Genomic DNA, 17,265 nt, shown 5'->3' with positions numbered 1-17,265 from the left:
ATGGATGAAGGCTTGAGCAAGAAGCGAGGGGCGCATATCAGTGGCAGACTGAAGAACTACATGCGTTGGCCGATCGCGATGGCGATCATGCTTCTCTTATTGAATTTGTGGATCTATTGCATTGATATCAAAGCCGGTACACTCATGTTGATATTTATGCTGATTTATATAGTCGGCATTGGGATTTTGTATGTATACAGCCGATCACTGATCATGAAAGATCTGATTGAATTTGCAGCTCAGTATGGTGTTGTACAGAATACGCTTTTAAAAGAATTGTCTGTTCCATATGCAATTCTTCTGGAGGACGGACAGCTCTTGTGGATGAATGATCAGTTTGAACGGTTGTTTGGAGATACAGCGCAGAAAGATAAGTATCTGAGCAGATATATACCAGAGTTGAACCGGAGCATTTTCCCAAAAGAAGAAAATGACGTGGTAGAGATGGATGTCTACTATGAGGACCGTGAGTATAAGGCGGAATTAAGACGTGTGTCTGTGGAAGGATTCAGCGAGACAGAGCAACTCCTGGAATTGCCGGCAGAGCGAGAGTATTTTATTGCGGTTTACCTTCAGGATGTGACGGAACTGAACCGGTATATTAAGGAAAATGAAGAGCAGCGGCTGGTTGCAGGCTTGATCTATATTGATAATTATGATGAAGTCATGAATAGTGTAGAGGAAGTCAGACAGTCACTTTTAGTTGCGCTGGTGGATCGCAAGATCAACCAGTATATTGCAAAAGCAGACGGAATCGTAAAGAAAACCGAGACGGACAAATATTTTATTGCTTTGAAGAAGCAAGAGTTCAAGAGACTGGAGGATGACAAATTCTCTCTTCTTGAGGATGTAAAAACAGTCAATATCGGTAATCAGATTCCATTGACACTGAGTATTGGCCTGGGACTCAGTGCGGGTAATTATTCCCAAAGTTATAATTATGCCCGTGTTGCCATTGATCTGGCTCTTGCCAGAGGCGGCGATCAGGCTGTTATCAAAGACTGCCATGGTATTACATATTATGGCGGCAAGCGTGAGATGACTGCAAAGAACACGCGTGTCAAAGCCCGTGTTAAAGCAGAAGCATTGCGAGAGTATATTACAGTCAATGACAAGATATTTGTCATGGGACATACACTGACAGATGTAGATTCTTTTGGTGCAGCTATCGGTATCTGCAGAGCGGCAAATGCTCTTGGAAAAAAGGCAAATGTGGTGATCAATGAGGTGTCAGCATCTCTTAGGCCGCTCTATAATATGTATATTGATAATCCGTCTTACCCGGACGATCTGTTCCTGACATCAGAACAGGCATTGAACCTGGCGGATGAGAATTCCATGGTCGTAGTTGTGGATACGAACCGCCCGAAGATGGTAGAATGTGAAGAACTTTTGTATCTGGCAAAGACGATTGTCGTACTGGATCATCACCGTCAGAGCAGTGATAGTATTGATAAGGCATTATTGTCTTATATTGAACCTTATGCTTCGTCAGCATGTGAGATGGTATCTGAGATCCTGCAGTACATTGTAGATGATATTCAGATTCCGAATCTGGAGGCAAGCAGTATGTATGCCGGTATCATGATCGATACGAACAGTTTTATGAATCGTACCGGAGTGCGTACATTTGAAGCGGCAGCATTTCTCAGAAGATCCGGAGCAGATATCACACTTGTGCGTAAGATGTTCAGGGATGATATGGAAGGATACCGCGCAAAAGCTGCAATTATCAGCAACGCAGAGGTATATCAGAAAAAATTTGCCATTGCGACAGGTATAGATCTTCAGGTGGAGAGTCCGACGATCATCGGAGCACAGGCGGCAAATGAACTTTTGGATATCAGTGAGATTAAAGCGTCCTTTGTATTGACAGAATATAATGGAAAGATTTATGTGAGCGCCCGTTCCATCGATGAAGTTAATGTTCAGGTCATTATGGAAAAGTTAGGAGGCGGCGGTCATATGAATGCTTCGGGAGCGCAGTTCAATCATACGGATATGGACGAGGCTGTTGCATGTCTGAAGCAGGTTCTGGATAATATGATAAAAGAAGGAGATATATAGACATGAAGGTTATTTTGAAAGAAGACGTAAAAGCCCTTGGGAAAAAAGGGGATGTAGTAGAGGTAAGTGACGGATACGCAAGAAACTTTATCCTGAAGACAGGAAAAGGTGTAGAAGCTAATGGTAAGAATTTAAATGATTTGAAACTTAAGAAGGCGAATGATGATAAAGTAGCACAGGAACACTATGAGGCTGCTGTAGAATTAGGAAAGAAGATCGAGGCAGGTAAGATCCAGGTTTCCATCAAAACTGGAGAAGGCGGAAAAGTATTTGGCTCTGTATCCTCCAAAGAAATTGCAGCAGAGGTAAAATCTCAGCTTGGGCTGGAAGTAGATAAAAAGAAAGTGCAGTTAAAAGATCCGATCAAATCTCTTGGAACACACAATGTGCCGATTAAATTACATCCAAAAGTAACTACAGAGCTGAAAGTTGTAGTTACAGAGGAAGCTTAGGAGGAAACCGTACATGGAAGAGGCACTCATTAAGCGGGTCATGCCCCACAGTGTCGAAGCGGAACAGTCAGTAGTCGGAGCGATGCTGATGGACAAGGATGCGATTACCACTGCATCAGAGATCATCAGTGGTCAGGATTTTTATCAGACATCTTACGGAGTGGTATTTGATTCCATGGTGGAACTTTTTAATGAAGGAAAGCCGGTCGATCTGGTCACACTTCAGGAACGTCTGAAAGAAAAAGATGTACCGCCGGAGATTTCCAGTCTGGAATTTGTAAGGGATCTGGTCAATGCAGTACCGACCTCTGCAAATGTAAAATATTATGCGGAGATCGTGGCAGATAAGGCAATGATGCGAAAACTTATCAAGCTGACCGAGTCAATTGCAAATACTTGTTATGTCGGGAAAGAATCTCTTCCGGTAATTATGGAACAGACGGAGAAATCGGTATTTGAATTATTACAGCACCGCAATACCGGAGATTATGTTCCAATCAAAGATGTTGTATTAAATGCGCTGGAACGAATCGAGAAAGCTTCAAAGAATAAAGGAACTGTTACAGGAATCCCGACAGGATTTATTGATTTAGATTACAAATTATCCGGCCTTCAGCCGTCAGATCTTGTTCTTGTAGCGGCCCGTCCGTCTATGGGTAAGACAGCGTTCGTACTGAATATTGCCCAGTATGTTGCATTTAAGAAAAATAAAGGTGTTGCCATTTTCAGTCTTGAGATGTCAAAGGAACAGTTGGTGAACCGTATGTTTTCTCTGGAATCCCAGGTAGATGCACAGGCACTCAGAACCGGTAATCTAAAAGATTCCGAGTGGGAGAAGCTAATCGAAGGAGCCGGAATTATCGGAAAGTCACACCTTGTGATTGACGATACACCAGGTATTTCCGTATCCGAACTTCGTTCAAAATGTAGGAAATATAAACTGGAGCAGGATCTTCAGCTTGTCATCATTGACTACTTGCAGTTGATGAGTGGAAGTGTAGGTGGGAAATCCGAGTCCAGACAGCAGGAGATTTCTGAAATCTCACGTTCACTAAAGGCTCTTGCAAGAGAGTTAAATGTACCGGTCATTGCATTGTCACAGCTCAGCCGTGCGGTAGAGTCAAGACCGGATAAACGCCCGATGCTTTCTGACCTCCGTGAGTCCGGAGCTATCGAGCAGGACGCCGACGTTGTAATGTTTATTTATCGTGATGAGTATTATAATAAAGATTCCGAATTTAAGAAACAGGCCGAGATTATTATAGCAAAACAGAGAAACGGTCCGGTAGGGACCGTTAATCTGGCTTGGCTTGGTGAATACACGAAGTTTGCAAATTTAAGCAGGCAGGAATAGCCGTTTTAATTTGCCGATTGGACCAGCTTCAGCTGCAGCTTTCCGATAGGATTGCTGTTGTCTGATGAGCTGGTCTATTTTTTTGAACTGTTCTTCCTCTTGCCGTTCCTTTGCATCCAACAGAAAAGACATTTCCCGACTGAACATCTGCATCAAGACTTCGTTATTGTTTTCCAGCATTCTTTTCATATGTAACTGCTCACGAGTGCGCCGGATATCAGGAATGACGGCTTTTAGTTCTTCAAAAGGGACTCCTTGTTCATAGAGTTCTCTAATACAGCCGTAAAGCCTGGCATCGTCCCGGGTCTCTTTTCTTAGTTGTTCCAGAGCATTGCCCATAATAAAACCCCCTTATTCAATTAAGATTTCTTTGCAAAAGGATAGATTCCCTTTGCCTGTCCCAAGAATAGCATATGAAAAGTGCAAAAAAAGTCAAAACGTGGGGCAAGAAAAAAGAATGTTCCTGAACCGGAACATTCTTTTTGCGTTTAAATCTTATATGTGTGGAATCTTATGCCTCGGAAATTGCTCCTACTGGGCACTGTGCTGCACATGCACCACAGTCGATACAAGCATCAGCGTTGATCTCGTATTTGCCATCTCCTTCAGAAATAGCGCTTACTGGACATTCTGCTTCGCAGCTTCCACATGAAATACAATCGTCTCCAATTACGTGTGCCATGGGTAATTACCTCCTTTTTAATAAATATGTTGAATAGACATAGACATTTTCGTCTGCTACTATCATAATACAAAAAAATCAATTATACAAGCAGTATATTGTGAAAAAAATAATCAATAAGACATGTGAGAGAAATATTTAAGAAATTCTTTAAAAAAAAATTCAAGCTTTTTTCGCAAATATGGTGTATAGTGTTTAAGTGGAAAATAAGATGCATGACAATTGTTAAGGGGATTGGTATTATGAAGAAAAGATGCAAGATGATCATCGCACTGCTTAGTGCAGCTATGGTGCTGACTGCATGTGCGAAAAATACATCAGACACAGATAGCAATAAGGCAAATGATACAAAGACGCAGGATACTTCAAAAGATGCGGCACAAGATGATACGGAGACAGAAAAGACGAAGGAATATCAGGCAAAGCTGGACATGATCGAACCTTCTGCATACAGAGATGCCAGAGGATTATCGCTTGAAGAAGGCGCTTACATTTCCATTATTGGAAAAGGGACAAATGACGATTTCTGGGTGCAGGTAAAAAAAGGTGCCGAGCAGGCAGGTAAAGATATCAATGAGCAGCTTGGCTACAAAGGGAAAAAAGCAGTCAAGGTCGTGTATAGCGGCCCATCTGATAAGGACAATGTGGATGAGCAGGTTAATATTCTGGATGAGGAGTTATCCCGTTATCCGGCAGCTTTGGCAATTTCTATTGCAGACGCCAAAGCATGCGAAGTGCAGTTCGATCAAGCCGGTTGGAATGGGACACCAATTGTAACATTTGATTCAAGCAGTGATTATCCGGGAATCAGTGCATTTGTCTCAACAGATAACAGTGCAAGTGCAACAGAAGCAGCAAACCGACTGGCGGAGGCAATGGGGGAATCCGGAGAAGTCATGCTTTTTATGCAGGACTCGAAATCGCAGGTAGCCCAGACAAGGGAAAATGCATTTGTAAGCCAGATTCAGAGCACATATCCGAATATCACGATTGTAGAGACATACCATATGGATCAGATTGACACTTACAAAAACCAGATGATACAGGAGTTAGCAACGGACAAGCAGGCAGCGGATATTACGGAAGAGGAAGTGATTGATTATTTGTTTGAAAAACACCCGAATGTAAAGGGATGTTTTGCAAGTAACAGTGACGCTATGGAACTGGTGCTCGATGAGATGGAGAGAAAGAATGTATCACCATTCATAGTCGGATATGATGTGAATGATGATTCGATGGAAGCATTGAAAGCAGGAAAGATTGACGGACTTGTTGTACAGAATCCGTTCGGTATGGGGTATGCGGCAACGATTGCTTCTGCAAGAGCAGCGCTGAATATGGGAAATGAAGCATTTGTCAATACAGGATATGTGTGGGTAACAAAGCAGAATCTGAATGATGAAGCGGTTCAGAGTATTCTGAATTAAGAGGAAAATGATATGATTACGAGTACGTCGAATGCGAAAGTCAAACGACTGGTGAATTTAAAAAAGAAGAAAAAGCTCAGAGATGAAGAAGGTGTCTTCCTTGTAGAAGGTATCCGCATGTTCCGGGAAGTGCCAAAAGACCGTCTGGTGGAAGTCTATGCATCGGAAGAGTTCTGGAATCGGGAGCGTAAGGCTGTAGAACAGGTATTGGCAGGAACGAAAGTGCAGCCGGAGATTCTGGCAGATTTTGTTTTTGAATATGTGTCTGACACGAAGACGCCGCAGGGGATTCTTTGCCTGGTGCGTCAGAAACAATACAGCATCACTGAGATTGTGAAGGAAAAAGGTGGGGAATTACCACTTCTTCTTGTATTGGATCAGATCCAGGATCCTGGAAATCTGGGAACCATTGTACGGACAGCAGAGGGCGCAGGAGTGACGGGGATTGTAATGAGTCAGGACTGTGTAGATATGTACAATCCGAAGGTAGTCCGTTCTACGATGGGGGCGGCTTATCGTGTACCATTCTGCTATGTGGATGATCTGGCAGAGGAAGTAAAGCAGATGAAAGAAGCAGGAATCTGCACTTATGCGGCCCATTTGGAAGGGAAAAATTCCTACGATGAAGAGGATTATCGCAAAGCCAGTGCATTTCTGATAGGAAATGAAGGAAATGGTCTCCGTGATGAGGTGGCAGATCAGGCACAGGTGTATATCCGTATTCCGATGAAGGGACAGGTAGAGTCTCTGAATGCGGCAGTGGCTACGGCAATTCTGACATTCGAGGCAGCAAGACAGAGACGATAAGATAAATAAATGATGAGAAAAAAAGCAACGAATGCCGAGAGGGATTCGTTGCTTTATTATGCAAAGTATAGTAATATGATACTAAGCCGTTAAGCTGGGATTTTCCTCAAAATGACATGGAAAATGATATGGAAAAGGACAGCTTTGGAAAGCATAGAGTGATAGAAGGATTTGTGTCAGTACTATGTGCTGTGAATTTTGAATGAAGGAGGGTCAGATTATGCAGACGACGGTTATCTGGTTAAGCTTATTTGTACTGTTTCTGGTTATCGAGATCATTACGATGGGGCTTACGACTATCTGGTTCGCAGGAGGAGCATTAGTTGCATTTCTTGTGGCAGTACTGGGGTTGGGACTAGGAGTGCAGATTATAATATTTGCAATTGTATCTTTGGCACTTCTGGCAGTGACAAGACCGCTTGCAATGAAGTACTTTAACCAGGAGAGACAAAAGACCGGAGCAGAGCTTCTGATCGGACAGAAAGCACTTGTAATTGAAGAGATTGACACACTTTCGTCAAAAGGACGTGTGGAGGTGCGCGGGCAGGAGTGGGCTGCGAAGACAGATGCCCCGGAAGGAAAGATCCCAAAGAATGCAATTGTAGTAGTTGAAGGTATTCAGGGAGTGAAACTGATTGTAAGAAATGGAGAGGAGACGAAGATATGATGGCAGCAGTAATGGGAACATTTTTAGTGATTATTTTAATTATTGTTATGGTATTACTGATTTCCTGTGTGAAGATCGTAAGACAGGCGCAGGCACTTGTGATTGAGAGACTGGGCGCATACCAGGCAACGTGGGGAACCGGACTTCACTTTAAACTTCCGATCGTGGATCGTGTTGCAAGAAGAGTGGATATGAAAGAGCAGGTTGTAGATTTTGCGCCACAGCCGGTTATCACAAAAGATAATGTAACAATGAGAATCGATACCGTTGTATTTTACCAGATTACAGATCCGAAGATGTTCTGTTATGGAGTGGCAAATCCGATCATGGCGATCGAGAACCTGACAGCGACAACTCTTCGTAATATTATCGGAGATCTGGAGCTGGATCAGACACTGACTTCCCGCGAAACGATTAATACGAAGATGCGGGCATCTCTGGATGTGGCAACAGATCCATGGGGAATCAAAGTGAACCGTGTAGAGCTTAAGAATATCATTCCTCCGGCAGCTATTCAAGATGCCATGGAAAAGCAGATGAAAGCAGAGCGCGAGAGACGTGAAGCAATCTTACGTGCAGAGGGAGAGAAAAAATCTACGATTCTTGTTGCAGAGGGACATAAAGAATCTGCAATTCTGGATGCTGAGGCTGAGAAGCAAGCTGCAATCTTACGTGCAGAGGCGCAGAAAGAGGCTATGATCCGTGAGGCAGAAGGTCAGGCTGAGGCGATTATGAAAGTACAGCAGGCAAATGCAGACGGTATCCGCTTCCTGAAAGAAGCAGGAGCAGACGAGGCAGTTCTTACAATGAAGAGCCTGGAAGCATTTGAAAAAGCTGCAGATGGAAAGGCTACAAAGATTATTATTCCATCTGAGATCCAGGGAATCGCAGGACTGGTGAAGAGCATCAAAGAAGTCGCAGTTGATGATACACAGAAATAATAAATATGACAGAATGACGGCAAGCCGGATAAGAGACGGCTTGTAAATATACAGAAAGAAGGACATAAGAGAGATGGATTTAAAGGGAAGAAATTTTCTGACACTGAAAGATTTTACACCAGAGGAGATCACATACATGTTGGATCTTGCGGCAGATCTCAAGGATAAGAAGAAAAAAGGTATTCCGGTCGATAAATACAGAGGCATGAATGTAGCGCTGATTTTTGAAAAGACAAGTACAAGAACACGTTGTGCATTTGAAGTGGCAGCACATGACATGGGCATGGGAACAACTTATCTTGATCCGACAGGATCACAGATCGGCAAGAAAGAAAGTATTGAAGACACAGCAAGAGTTCTCGGAAGAATGTTCGATGGAATTGAGTACCGTGGATTTGGTCAGGAGATTGTAGAAGACCTTGCAAAATATGCAGGAGTTCCAGTATGGAACGGACTGACAAATGAGTATCACCCGACACAGATGCTGGCAGATATGCTGACGATCCGTGAGCATTTCGGACATTTAAAAGGAATAAAACTGGTGTACATGGGTGATGCAAGATACAATATGGGTAACTCTCTTATGATCGCATGTGCGAAACTGGGAATGCATTTTGTAGCATGTACCTCTAAGAATTATTTCCCAAATGCAGAGCTTGTTGAAACTTGCCAGGGATATGCAAAGGAAAGCGGAGCAACCATCACTCTGACAGAAGATGTAGAGAGCGGAACAAAAGACGCAGATGTTATCTACACAGATGTATGGGTATCTATGGGAGAGCCTGACGAAGTCTGGGAGGAGCGTATCCGCGAGTTGTCACCATATAAAGTAACAAAGAAAGTTATGGAGAATGCAGGAGAGAAAGCAATCTTCCTTCACTGCCTGCCGGCATTCCATGATCTGAAGACAAAGATCGGCAAACAGATTTACGAGAAATATGGTCTGACAGATATGGAAGTTACAGACGAAGTATTCGAGTCTTCCCAGTCAAAAGTATTTGATGAGGCAGAGAACCGTATGCATACGATCAAAGCAGTTATGGTAGCGACACTCGGCGAGAGATAAGCATAAGATCAATGAAATGACAAGGCATTCGAGAAATGTCTGAATATAGAAAAAGATAAGAAGAGATAAAAGATGAAATCAGAAATATTACGCTTATTAAAAGAAAGTGATGATTACATCTCCGGGCAGCAGATGTGCGACAGATTCCATGTGTCCAGAACGGCTGTATGGAAAGCGATAGAACAATTAAAAAAAGAAGGTTATGAGATAGAGGCGGTGCGCAATAGAGGGTACCGCCTTCTCGAAAGTCCGGATATTATGTCGGAGGCGGAGATTCGAAGCCTTATGGATACAGAATGGGCAGGAAAGAATATCGTTTATTTTGATGAGATTGATTCTACGAATAATCGGGCAAAAGAGCTGGGTGAGAAAGACGGTGCTCATGGAACACTTTTTGTGGCAGATCGTCAGGTGGCTGGAAAAGGGAGAAGAGGCCGTGTGTGGGAATCCCCAAAAGGAATCAGCATTTATATGACAATTCTGCTCCGACCAGATCTGATACCGACAAAGGCACCGATGCTGACATTAGTTATGGCACAGAGTGTGGCAGAAGGTATCCGGGAAGTGACCGGCATGGAGACTGGAATCAAATGGCCGAACGATATTGTTATGAATAAAAAGAAGGTCTGCGGAATTTTGACAGAGATGAGCACGGAGATTGATTATATCAACTATGTGGTCATCGGTGTAGGAATCAATGTCAATCAGAAAGTATTTGACGAGGAACTGAAAGAGAAAGCCACCTCCCTTATGATTGAGACAGGGGCACCGGTAAAACGTTCCGCACTGATTGCAGCTGTCATGAAGCATTTTGAAAAAAATTATGCACTTTTTATGGAAAATGGTGATTTGTCCGGATTACAGGAGAGTTATAATGAGATGCTTGTAAACCGGGGAAAAGAAGTACGGATTCTGGAGCCGGGAAATGAATATAATGCCCATGCATATGGAATCAACGAGACAGGAGAATTAATCGTACGCACACAAAAAGGCGAAGAAAAACATATATTTGCAGGAGAAGTATCTGTAAGAGGGATTTATGGGTACGTATAATCCCAGGACATAAGCTTGTGTGACGTGAGAAGTCTGACAGGATTTTGCCTGGTGTTACACGGCTTAGAAATTATAAAAAAGGAGTAGTTTATGTATCAGGATAAGGTCGTGCTTTGTGGCGCGAATTCATATGAAGAAAAATATTATCTGAACCCGGATTTTGACAGACTTCCGGATCATGTAAAGGATGAGCTGAAGATCATGTGCGTACTGTATGTAAATGATGTAGGCGGGATTCTGACACTCGTATTTGAAGAAGACGGAGAATTGTGTTTCGAAGTGACTTCCGAGGACTTTGATCCAACATTTGATGATATCGGAAGCCATCTGAAAATCAAGCAGATCCAGAGAGAAAAGCAGGATCTGTTAGAAGCACTGCAGTTGTATTACCGAGTATTTTTTCTGGGAGAGGAGATTGAATAGATGCTGTTAGTTATCGATGTTGGAAATACAAACATTACATTAGGAGTATTTAACGGTGAGAATTTGTCAGCAACATTTCGCATGACTACGAAGATACAGAGGACCTCTGATGAGTATGGAATTGCGTTAAATGAACTGATCTGGCATCAAGGATTTGAAAAGTCAGATATTGATGCCTGTATTGTAGCATCAGTTGTGCCAGACATTATGCATTCTCTTGGAAGTGCCATGATCAAATATTTCGGAATCAAGCCAATCGTAGTTTCCGCCGGAATCAAGACTGGGCTGAAGATAAAGACTGAAAATCCAAAACAGGTCGGAGCAGACCGTATTGTTGATGCAGTGGCAGCATATACACTTCACGGCGGACCAGTCATCGTGATTGATTATGGAACTGCTACAACTTACGATGTAGTAGGAGCGGATGGAACATTTGAGGCAGCAGTTATCGCTCCGGGAATCCGCACCTCTGCACAGGCAATGTGGAATCAGGCAGCAATGCTCCCGGCAGTCGAGATTAAGAAACCAGAATCAATTTTAGCAAAAGAGACCATTTCCTGTATGCAGGCCGGAATTGTATTCGGACAGATTGGGCAGACAGAGTATATCGTCAAGAAGATAAAAGAAGAGTCTGGATATGTAGATGCAAAAGTTGTAGCAAGCGGCGGTCTCGGTAAGATCATTGCAAATGAGACAGATATCATCGACGTATACGATCCACAGCTTACATTAAAAGGATTACGGATGATTTACGAGAAAAATAAACGTTAAAATAATAATGGGGGACGTAGTAAAATGCCAAAGTACTACGTCCCCAATTAGTAAAAGGGTGTCCCTAATTAATTAAAGAGGTGTCTCAAATTGGAAATAGGAAATTTAAAATTAGAGAATCCGTACATTCTGGCTCCTATGGCAGGCGTGACAGACCTGCCTTTTCGTTTGCTCTGTAAAGAACAGGGGGCGGGGCTTTTATGTATGGAAATGATCAGTGCGAAAGCACTGCAATATAAGAATAAAAATACAAAAGTGCTACTTGCGATCCACCCGCAGGAGTATCCGGTATCATTACAGTTATTTGGTTCAGATCCTAAGATTATCAGCGAGCAGGCGAAGAGAATTGAAGACCTGCCGTTTCAGATTCTGGACATTAATATGGGGTGTCCGGTTCCAAAAGTCGTGAAGAATGGAGAGGGGTCTGCGCTCATGAAGAATCCGAAGCTGGTGTTTGAAATCGTATCACAGCTTGTGAAAGCGATTGAAAAACCAGTGACGGTTAAGATTCGAAAAGGTTTTGATGATGATCATATAAATGCGGTGGAAATCGCGAAGATTGCAGAGGAAGCTGGGGCATCAGCAGTTGCAGTTCATGGAAGAACAAGAGAACAGTATTATTCCGGCGAGGCGGATTGGGATATTATCCGTCAGGTGAAAGAGGCAGTGCATATTCCGGTTATTGGAAATGGAGATGTGACGTCTGCCGAAAAGGCAGCGGAAATGCGGAAGATCACAGGCTGTGACGGCGTGATGATAGGACGTGGTGTTCAGGGAAATCCATGGATTTTCCGAGAACTGGCTGAGTATGACAGAACCGGAACAATTCCACCAAGACCGACACAAGAAGAAATTCGGAATATGATGCTTCGGCATGCAAGAATGCAGTTGGAATTCAAAGGAGAGTACCTTGGAATCCGGGAAATGCGTAAGCATGTGGCATGGTATGTAAAAGGAATGAAAGGTGCAGCGAAGTTCCGCGCACAGATCAATCAGGTAGAATCTTACGAAGAGCTGGAAGAATTGTTGAAGATGTTAATAAAATAGAAAGAATTTGTAATTGCAACATCATAAAAAGACTATAGACTGCGTATACTTTATCGTGCAAAATGATTGACAATAGTCGGCTGGTTTTGTATAATAATGAAATTGTGAAAGTATCTTTATTTTCAAGAAAGGGAGCAAAAGAATACCATGGAAGCAAAGAAGAAATTACTTACTTATGCAGGATTAAAAGCACTTGAAGAGGAGTTAGAGAATCTGAAAGTTGTTAAGCGTAAGGAAGTTGCTGCAAAGATAAAAGAAGCTAGAGAACAGGGAGATTTATCAGAGAATGCGGAGTATGATGCTGCAAAAGATGAGCAGCGTGATATTGAGGCTCGTATCGAGGAGTTGGAAGCAATTCTCAAGAACGCTGAAGTCGTTGTAGAAGATGAAGTTGATTTTGATAAGATTAACGTAGGATGTACAGTAAAGGCATATGACATCACATTTGACGAAGAAATCGAATTCAAATTGGTAGGTTCAACAGAGGCTAACAGTCTGGAAGGAAAGATTTCAAACGAGTCACCAGTTGGACATGCCCTGATCGGCAAGACGATTGGAGATGTTGTAGAAGTGGAGACACAGGCTGGAGTTATGCAGTACAAAGTACTGGATATTACACGTACAGTATAAGAAAAGGAAGAGAGGAGAATCGCAGTGGGAGATCAGCAGAAGAATACACAGGAACCTGACGTAAATCAGCTTAGAAAGGTTCGTCGTGAGAAACTTGCAGATTTACAGGCAAACGGAAAGAATCCATTTGAGATCACAAAGTATGATGTGACTTGTCATGCAACAGATATTAAAGAAAATTTTGAGGAGATGGAAGGAAAACACGTATCCGTAGCAGGACGTGTGATGCAGAAGCGTGTTATGGGAAAAGCTTCTTTCTGTAACATTTTAGACCTCAGTGGAAATATTCAGTCTTATGTTGCAAGAGACAGTATCGGAGAAGAGTCATATAAGGATTTCAAGAAACTGGATATCGGAGATATCATCGGTATTGAAGGTGAAGTATTCAAGACTAAGACCGGTGAGATTTCTATCCATGCATCTGCAGTAAAACTTCTGTCTAAGAGTCTGCAGATTCTTCCAGAGAAGTTCCACGGACTGACAAACACAGATACACGTTACCGCCAGAGATATGTAGATTTGATTGTGAACCCGGAGGTTCGTGACACATTTATTAAACGTTCCAGAATTATCAGTGCAGTTCGCCGTTATCTGGACGGACAGGGATTTATGGAAGTTGAGACTCCGATGCTGGTTGCAAATGCCGGTGGAGCTGCAGCAAGACCTTTTGAGACTCATTTTAATGCACTGAATGAGGATTTGAAGCTTCGTATTTCTCTGGAACTTTACTTAAAAAGACTGATTGTTGGTGGACTTGAGAGAGTTTACGAAATCGGACGTGTATTCCGTAACGAAGGTCTTGACACAAGACACAATCCAGAATTCACTCTGATGGAGTTATATCAGGCATATACAGATTACAACGGAATGATGGATCTGACAGAGAATCTGTACCGTCACGTTGCACAGGAAGTACTTGGAACAACGAAAATTGTTTACAAGGGAATCGAGATGGATCTCGGAGAACCATTCGAGCGTATCACGATGGTAGACGCAGTTAAAAAATATGCCGGAGTTGACTGGAATGAAGTTGAGACTCTGGAGCAGGCAAGAGAACTTGCAAAAGAGCATAATTTAGAATTCGAAGAGAGACATAAGAAAGGCGATATCCTGAACCTCTTCTTCGAGGAGTATGTAGAGGAGCATTTGCTCCAGCCTACATTCGTTATGGATCACCCGGTAGAGATTTCTCCACTTACAAAGAAGAAACCGGAAAATCCAAACTATGTAGAGAGATTTGAGTTCTTTATGAATGGTTGGGAGATGGCAAATGCTTACTCTGAGTTAAATGATCCAATTGATCAGAGAGAGCGTTTCGCTGCACAGGAAGAGGCATTTGCTGCCGGAGATGAGGAAGCAAACCATACAGATGAAGACTTCCTGAATGCACTGGAGATTGGTATGCCGCCTACAGGAGGCATCGGATTCGGTATCGACCGTATGTGTATGCTTCTGACAGGAGCTGAGGCTATCCGTGATGTGCTTCTGTTCCCGACAATGAAGTCCTTAGATGGTGTAAATAAGAAAAATGATGTAAATAATACAGCTTCTGAAGCACCTGAAAAAAATGTAAAAACTGAGTCTGAAAAGATTGATTTTTCTAAGGTAAAGGTAGAGCCTTTATTTGAGGAATTTGTTGATTTTGATACATTCAGCAAGTCAGATTTCCGTGCAGTAAAGGTTAAAGAGTGTGTTGCAGTACCGAAGTCAAAGAAACTGTTACAGTTTACTCTTGATGACGGAACAGGCACAGACAGAACCATTTTAAGCGGTATTCATAGCTTTTATGAGCCGGAAGAACTGGTTGGAAAGACTCTTATTGCTATCACAAATCTTCCACCGAGAGCTATGATGGGCATTGACTCTTGCGGTATGCTCCTCAGTGCTATCCACGAAGAAGAAGGCGAAGAAAAGCTCCATCTTCTGATGGTTGATGACCACATTCCAGCAGGTGCAAAGCTCTATTAAGATGATGTAAAGATGTACCGTTTTACCGAATAGACGGGACGTACTTCATTTGATAAAAAACTAAAAAAACAGCGATTTACATCAAACTTACATCAATTGATGCAGAAATCGGTGCAAGCAAGAAAAAATCGCATAATTAGTGCAATGAGTGGGCAATTCCAATCGGAGTTGCCCATTTTTAAAACAAACAGAAATACAAATCAGAGTTTGTGATGGTAGATAATATGGAATGGTTTAATGTTTTTGGGCTGATTTTTATTGCAGTCATTATGATACCCAATGTTGTATTTGCGATTAAGTGCAAAGATGGATTTGATAATAAGTGGAATAATAAATATGTTGAGGTCACAGAACAAGTAGGGAGATTGGGTTGTTTCGGATTCATGATAATCAATATTCCGGGAACTTGGTTCGGGTGGTGGTCTGACGAAGCATTTGCACTATATCTGATTGTAGATACCATATTGGTAATGCTTTATTGTGCTATTTGGATTATATGTTTTAAGAAAAACAGCGTTTTCAGAGCATTAGCACTTTCTATTATTCCTTCAATGTTGTTCTTATTTAGTGGGATTATGAGTAGGTCAGTGCTATTGATTATTGCATCAGTATTATTTGCACCAAGTCATATTGTGATTTCATATAAAAATGTAAAATGATATTTACAAATTCAAGTTTGGAGAATTGAGAAAATCGAAAGTTATAAAGGAGAAATAAAATGAGTACAAAAAAAGCAATTAGCACATCATTTGTTGCCATATTTATTTTAATAATCACACAGATTATTGCACAATCCATTGCAAGTATGTTTGTTATAATAAAAATTCCAACTGGCATTTGTAATATTATCGCTGGAATTATATATGCTGGATTGACATATCTTATTCTGAAAATGTTTATTAGCAAAATTATTAAATTGCCGACTTCGGATTTCGGAATGCCTAAATTTGCTATTAAAATAAGATGGATTTTAATAGCTGTATTATTACCATTTGTTATAAAAGGAAGTTATCTTTTAATATTCAACGGTAAGTATGTATCCTCAAATATGAATGGAAATCAGATGTTCATTACTTTAAGTGCAGGGGTTGCATTTACCGGAATAGCGGCTGGATTTGTTGAAGAAATGGTGTTTAGAGGAGTTATACTTAATGCATTAAAGAAAAGATGGAATATTAAGGTGGCTGTAATTGTTCCATCAATGTTATTTGGTATTGTACATGTTCTTGGACAGGATTTTTCAATAGGCAGTTGTTTATTAGTAATTATCGCCGGAACGATGGTAGGCGTTATGTTTTCGATGATTGCAATAGAAAGTGGTTCAGTTTGGAATAGTGGAATAGTTCATGCTATCTGGAACGTTGTGATTATTGGTGGAGGATTAGCTATTGGGGAAAAAATGGATAAATATTCTATAATGACATATGTACTTAATTCAAAAGATTTCGCCATCACAGGTGGAGAATTTGGAATTGAATCATCTGTTATTTCATTGTTCGGATACATAATAGTTGCTGGTATAGCATTTTTTATGATTAAATCAAGAAAAAATTGATATAATAGGTTTGAAAATATGAAGCTATAAGGTACTTGTCAAATTCAGGTTTGCAAGTTATGGGATGCAGGAGAAAAGGGACTTACATTATCTGCTTTTGAATGGGAGAAGGATAGAAAAACGCTGATATATGGGCAGGTAGACTATATGTATGGAGAAGCACTTTATAAGCCTGAAATGAAAGAAGGAAATCCTATAAGGTTATATAGTTTGGATGAAATCACGGAGATATTCTGTAAATTAGGACTTCGTATTTGTAACAGCTTTGCTGATTTCAGTGGAAAGCCGAGTTCTGATAATGATATTCAATTGATGGTTTATTCCATACGGGAATAAATCTTCATCAAATCTTTAT

The 17,265-nt window shown here is 41.5% G+C and carries 19 protein-coding genes; 17 read left to right on the top strand and 2 right to left on the bottom strand.

All coding sequences use genetic code 11. The features are described 5' to 3' along the window. The 3 genes from NQ560_RS13970 to dnaB are packed head-to-tail and all read left to right on the top strand — an operon-like array spanning position 1 to position 3,873. The gene (locus NQ560_RS13970; RefSeq protein ID WP_005330801.1) at positions 1–2,067 is read left to right on the top strand and encodes a DHH family phosphoesterase; all 2,067 of its coding nucleotides are present in this window, start codon (positions 1–3) and stop codon (positions 2,065–2,067) included. Positions 2,068–2,069: 2 nt separating this feature from the next. Next, positions 2,070–2,519 (top strand): 50S ribosomal protein L9, encoded by a 450-nt coding sequence (gene rplI, locus NQ560_RS13965; RefSeq protein ID WP_005330803.1) that lies wholly within the window; start codon positions 2,070–2,072, stop codon positions 2,517–2,519. 13 nt (positions 2,520–2,532) lie between these two features. Beyond that, a complete protein-coding gene (gene dnaB, locus NQ560_RS13960; protein WP_005330805.1) occupies positions 2,533–3,873 on the top strand; it encodes a replicative DNA helicase in 1,341 nt (446 codons plus the stop codon). Here dnaB and NQ560_RS13955 read toward each other — a convergent pair. Beyond that, the gene (locus NQ560_RS13955; RefSeq protein ID WP_005330807.1) at positions 3,856–4,212 is read right to left on the bottom strand and encodes a hypothetical protein; all 357 of its coding nucleotides are present in this window, start codon (positions 4,210–4,212) and stop codon (positions 3,856–3,858) included. The two genes, dnaB and NQ560_RS13955, sit on opposite strands and share 18 nt — an antisense overlap. Before the next feature lie 172 nt (positions 4,213–4,384). Then, positions 4,385–4,555, bottom strand: coding sequence for a DUF362 domain-containing protein (locus NQ560_RS13950; RefSeq protein ID WP_005330808.1), 171 nt, complete (start codon positions 4,553–4,555; stop codon positions 4,385–4,387). Between the two features lie 242 nt (positions 4,556–4,797). Here NQ560_RS13950 and NQ560_RS13945 point away from each other — a divergent pair, with 242 nt between their 5' ends. The 14 genes from NQ560_RS13945 (at position 4,798) to NQ560_RS13880 (ending at position 17,246) form a co-directional block, all read left to right on the top strand. Then, on the top strand, positions 4,798–5,982 hold the full coding sequence (locus tag NQ560_RS13945) for a substrate-binding domain-containing protein (protein ID WP_040015261.1): 1,185 nt from the start codon (positions 4,798–4,800) through the stop codon (positions 5,980–5,982). Between the two features lie 12 nt (positions 5,983–5,994). Next, on the top strand, positions 5,995–6,789 hold the full coding sequence (gene rlmB, locus NQ560_RS13940; protein ID WP_005330812.1) for a 23S rRNA (guanosine(2251)-2'-O)-methyltransferase RlmB: 795 nt from the start codon (positions 5,995–5,997) through the stop codon (positions 6,787–6,789). A 220-nt stretch (positions 6,790–7,009) separates the two neighbouring features. Further along, the gene (locus tag NQ560_RS13935) at positions 7,010–7,456 is read left to right on the top strand and encodes an NfeD family protein (protein WP_040015254.1); all 447 of its coding nucleotides are present in this window, start codon (positions 7,010–7,012) and stop codon (positions 7,454–7,456) included. Continuing rightward, positions 7,453–8,397, top strand: coding sequence for an SPFH domain-containing protein (locus tag NQ560_RS13930; RefSeq protein WP_005330816.1), 945 nt, complete (start codon positions 7,453–7,455; stop codon positions 8,395–8,397). The genes NQ560_RS13935 and NQ560_RS13930 overlap by 4 nt, the downstream gene beginning before the upstream one ends. A gap of 73 nt (positions 8,398–8,470) precedes the next feature. Further along, positions 8,471–9,463, top strand: coding sequence for an ornithine carbamoyltransferase (gene argF, locus NQ560_RS13925; RefSeq protein WP_005330817.1), 993 nt, complete (start codon positions 8,471–8,473; stop codon positions 9,461–9,463). Between the two features lie 72 nt (positions 9,464–9,535). After that, positions 9,536–10,516, top strand: a complete 981-nt coding sequence (locus tag NQ560_RS13920; RefSeq protein ID WP_005330820.1) for a biotin--[acetyl-CoA-carboxylase] ligase — start codon at positions 9,536–9,538, stop codon at positions 10,514–10,516. 90 nt (positions 10,517–10,606) lie between these two features. Beyond that, positions 10,607–10,939, top strand: coding sequence for a DUF6145 family protein (locus NQ560_RS13915; protein WP_005330822.1), 333 nt, complete (start codon positions 10,607–10,609; stop codon positions 10,937–10,939). Beyond that, the gene (locus NQ560_RS13910) at positions 10,940–11,710 is read left to right on the top strand and encodes a type III pantothenate kinase (RefSeq protein WP_005330825.1); all 771 of its coding nucleotides are present in this window, start codon (positions 10,940–10,942) and stop codon (positions 11,708–11,710) included. A 90-nt stretch (positions 11,711–11,800) separates the two neighbouring features. Continuing rightward, positions 11,801–12,757: a tRNA dihydrouridine synthase DusB gene (dusB, locus tag NQ560_RS13905; RefSeq protein WP_005330827.1), complete on the top strand. Its 957-nt coding sequence runs from the start codon at positions 11,801–11,803 to the stop codon at positions 12,755–12,757. 147 nt (positions 12,758–12,904) lie between these two features. Beyond that, the gene (greA, locus tag NQ560_RS13900; RefSeq protein WP_005330829.1) at positions 12,905–13,387 is read left to right on the top strand and encodes a transcription elongation factor GreA; all 483 of its coding nucleotides are present in this window, start codon (positions 12,905–12,907) and stop codon (positions 13,385–13,387) included. 24 nt (positions 13,388–13,411) lie between these two features. Beyond that, positions 13,412–15,355, top strand: a complete 1,944-nt coding sequence (gene lysS, locus NQ560_RS13895; RefSeq protein WP_005330831.1) for a lysine--tRNA ligase — start codon at positions 13,412–13,414, stop codon at positions 15,353–15,355. Between the two features lie 212 nt (positions 15,356–15,567). After that, a complete protein-coding gene (locus NQ560_RS13890; protein WP_005330834.1) occupies positions 15,568–16,014 on the top strand; it encodes a hypothetical protein in 447 nt (148 codons plus the stop codon). Between the two features lie 59 nt (positions 16,015–16,073). After that, positions 16,074–16,910, top strand: a complete 837-nt coding sequence (locus NQ560_RS13885) for a CPBP family intramembrane glutamic endopeptidase (RefSeq protein WP_005330836.1) — start codon at positions 16,074–16,076, stop codon at positions 16,908–16,910. Positions 16,911–17,057: 147 nt separating this feature from the next. After that, positions 17,058–17,246: a hypothetical protein gene (locus NQ560_RS13880; protein ID WP_005330841.1), complete on the top strand. Its 189-nt coding sequence runs from the start codon at positions 17,058–17,060 to the stop codon at positions 17,244–17,246. Positions 17,247–17,265 lie beyond the last annotated feature (19 nt).

It is taken from the genome of Dorea formicigenerans, assembly GCF_025150245.1.
In the GTDB taxonomy this organism is placed as follows: Bacteria; Bacillota; Clostridia; order Lachnospirales; family Lachnospiraceae; genus Dorea; species Dorea formicigenerans.
Note: the sequence above shows the minus strand (reverse complement) of the source record. Positions and strands in the feature narration are given on the sequence as shown.